The sequence below is a fragment of the Methylobacterium sp. CCH5-D2 genome, assembly GCF_001556475.1.
In the GTDB taxonomy this organism is placed as follows: Bacteria; Pseudomonadota; Alphaproteobacteria; order Rhizobiales; family Beijerinckiaceae; genus Methylobacterium; species Methylobacterium hispanicum.
Genome location: NZ_LSIX01000143.1, coordinates 1 through 3,230 on the forward strand (window position 1 = coordinate 1; position 3,230 = coordinate 3,230).

Consider the following 3,230-nt stretch of genomic DNA (forward strand, 5'->3'; position numbering starts at 1 on the left):
CCCGCCGCGAGGCCGATCCCCGCGCCGGCGAGCCCGAGGCCGAGACCCCGGCCGTAGCCGCGCCCGCCGTAATAGCCCCGGCCGCCGTAGAATCCGCCGCGATAGCCGTAGCCGGCCGCCCGGTAGCCGAAGCCGCGCCCGCCATAACCCCCACCGTAGCCGAAGCCGCGGCCGGCGTAGCCGCGATAGCCGAAGCTCCGGCCGCCGTAGAAGCCGCGGTGACCCGCGAAGCCCCCGCCGTAACCGCCGCCGTAGCCGCCGCGATGTCCGCCGTAGCCGTAGGGGCCGGCCTCAGCGCCCGCGGGCGTCATCACCAGGCCGGCGCCGAGCGCCGCGCCAGCCAGAACAAGGGCCTTCATCTCGTGTTCTCCAGCGCGCGAAAGCGGCGCGACACGCAAGTCAACGCAAACTTGGCCGTGCCGGTTCAAGCCGGATATCTACGCAGATATTCCCATCCCGGTGGACAACACAGTCCTCATGCCCGGCGGGGCGACGCGCCCCCGGCCGCGGGCCCCGACGCCCGCGCCGACGCCCTGCCGTCAGTGCTGCCGTGACTTGCTGCCGTGACTTGCTGCCGTGACTTGCTACCGTGACTTGGACCGTCCCCCTTGCTATGCGCGGGCATCACGGCACGCGCCGCCCCCGTCCGTTCCGGGCGGCCCCTGCGACGGATCCGACGACACGATCATGAACATCTTCGCCCTGTTCGAGGCGCGCGTGCGCGAGGCCCTCGAAGCGCTGACCCGTTCCGGAACCCTGCCCGAGGGGCTCGACCTCTCCCGCGTGGTGGTCGAGCCGCCGCGCGACCCCAGCCACGGGGATCTGGCCACCAACGCCGCCCTGGTGCTGGCCAAGGAGGCGCGGTCCAACCCGAAGGCGCTCGGCGAGGCGCTGGCCGCGGAGCTGCGCGCCGACCCGCGCGTCACCGAGGCCGCCGTGGCGGGCCCGGGCTTCATCAACCTGCGGCTGGTGCCAGGCGTCCTGCACGACGTGGTGCGCGCCGCGCTCGCCGACCCGGCGGGCTTCGGCAGCGCGACGATGGCGGGCGGGCCGGTCAACATCGAGTACGTCTCGGCCAACCCGACGGGGCCGATGCATGTCGGCCACGGCCGCGGCGCGGTCTTCGGCGACGCGCTGGCGAACCTCCTCGTCGCGGCGGGCCGCGAGGTCGTGCGCGAGTACTACATCAACGACGCGGGCGCCCAGGTCGTGGTGCTGGCCCGCTCGGCCCACATCCGCTACCTCCAGGCGCTGGGCCGCAGCGACGCCGTGGTGGGGGAGGGGCTCTATCCGGGCGACTACCTGATCCCGGTGGGCCAGAGGCTCGCGGCGGAGTACGGCGACAGCCTCGCCGACAAGCCGGAATCCGAGTGGTTGCCGACCGTGCGCGACGCAGCGCTCGCCGCCATGATGGACATGATCCGCGACGACCTCGCGGCGATCGGCATCCGCCACGACGTGTTCTTCTCCGAGCGCGCGCTGCAGGACAGCGGCGCGGTGGGCGAATTGCTCGACGCGCTGCGGGCGCGCGGCCTCGTCTACGAGGGGCGCCTGCCCCCGCCCAAGGGCCAGCTGCCCGAGGATTGGGAGGACCGCGAGCAGACGCTGTTCCGCACGCGCGAGTTCGGCGACGATACCGACCGACCGCTGCTGAAGTCGGACGGCACCTACACCTACTTCGCGGCCGACATCGCCTACCACCGCGACAAGTTCCTGCGCGGTGCCCGCGAGATGATCGACGTGCTGGGCGCCGACCACGGCGGCTACGTCAAGCGCATGCAGGCGGCCGTGAAGGCGGTCTCGGAGGGTGAGGCCACCCTCGACGTGAAGCTCTGCCAGCTCGTGCGGCTGCTGCGCGCGGGCGAGCCCGTGAAGATGAGCAAGCGCGCGGGCGAGTTCGTGACCTTGCGCGAGGTCATCGACGAGGTCGGGCGCGACGCGATCCGCTTCATGATGCTCTACCGGAAGAACGACGCCACCCTCGATTTCGACCTCGCCAAGGTGGTCGAGCAGTCGAAGGATAACCCGGTCTTCTACGTGCAGTACGCCCATGCCCGCGCCCGCTCGGTGCAGCGGCAGGCCCGCGAGGCCTATCCCGACACGGATTTCTCGGACGCCGCGGCGCTCGCGGGGGCCGATCTCGGCATGCTCGCCGATTCGGGGGAGATCGAGATGATGCGCCTCGTCGCGCAGTACCCCCGGGTGCTGGAGGCGGCCGCCGTCGCGCACGAGCCGCACCGCATCGCCTTCCATCTCTACGAAGTCGCGAGTTCGCTGCATAGTTTCTGGAACAAGGGCAAAGACTTGCCGCAATTACGGTTTGTTAATGCAACGGACCGAAAGTCGACCGAGGCGAGGCTGGCCCTCGTCGAGGCCGTGCGGAGCACGCTCGCTTCCGGTCTCGCAGTGCTGGGCGTCACCGCACCCGACGAGATGCGCTGACGCCCGGATCGGCGTTAGAGGGAGATTGCTGCCATGACGAATGCCGCGCGCGCCCAGCTCGACCTCGAAGCCTTCGCGCGCGAGCTTCGGCAGCAGACCATGGCCAAGCCGGGCGCCCCGGCGGGCAAGGATCCGCTCGCCGAGCTGGCCCGCATCGTCGGGCAGGACGACCCCTTCCGCGCCCTGCTCGCCGCCCGCGACGAGCGGCGCGACGTGCAGGACCGCGCAGCGCAGGGCGCCCAGCCGACCGCGACGGACCCGTCCTGGCAGGGCCGCGTCGAGCCGAGCTTCGCCCCCGAATCGCATCGCCCCACCCCGGCCGACGCCTTCGACCAGTACCTCGCCTCCGTCGAGCAGGCGCCGCCGGAGAGCTACGGCGAGGAGCCCGTGGTCGCCGACCAGCGCGGCCTGAAGCGCGTGCGGCCCCGCCGCCGGCTCGCCTCCTTGGGCGCGGGCGTGGCCGTCGTCGCCGTCGCGGTGACCGGCGCGCTCGCCTACAAGGGCCTCGGCGGCGGCCATTCCGGCGGCGTGCCGGTGATCCAGGCCGACACCGCGCCGCTCAAGGTTGCCCCGAAGGTCGCCGACGGCGTCGAGATCCCGGACCAGAACCGGCAGATCTACGAGCCGAAGGCGAAGGACAGCCAGATCCGCATCGTCAACCGCGAGGAGCAGCCGATCGACATCGGCCAGGCCGCCCGCGCGGCCCAGACCGGCACCGTGACCCCGGGCAGCGCCCCGCTCGACGCCTTCGGCTCGTAGATCTGCCGGTTCTGGTCCGGGATCTCGAC

General features: G+C 72.1%; 3 protein-coding genes. 2 read left to right on the forward strand and 1 reads right to left on the reverse strand.

Features of this window, described 5'->3' with window-relative positions; all coding sequences use genetic code 11:
* The coding region (locus AX737_RS32890) for a hypothetical protein (protein ID WP_197430436.1) at nt 1-359 on the reverse strand (359 nt) is incomplete at its 3' end.
* 328 nt (nt 360-687) lie between these two features.
* On the opposite strand from AX737_RS32890, the gene argS reads away from it, so the two are divergent.
* Entirely contained in the window at nt 688-2,442 is a 1,755-nt protein-coding gene (argS, locus tag AX737_RS03240) for an arginine--tRNA ligase (RefSeq protein WP_066918952.1), read from the forward strand.
* A 33-nt stretch (nt 2,443-2,475) separates the two neighbouring features.
* On the forward strand, nt 2,476-3,201 hold the full coding sequence (locus tag AX737_RS03245; protein ID WP_066918954.1) for a hypothetical protein: 726 nt from the start codon (nt 2,476-2,478) through the stop codon (nt 3,199-3,201).
* Nucleotides 3,202-3,230 lie beyond the last annotated feature (29 nt).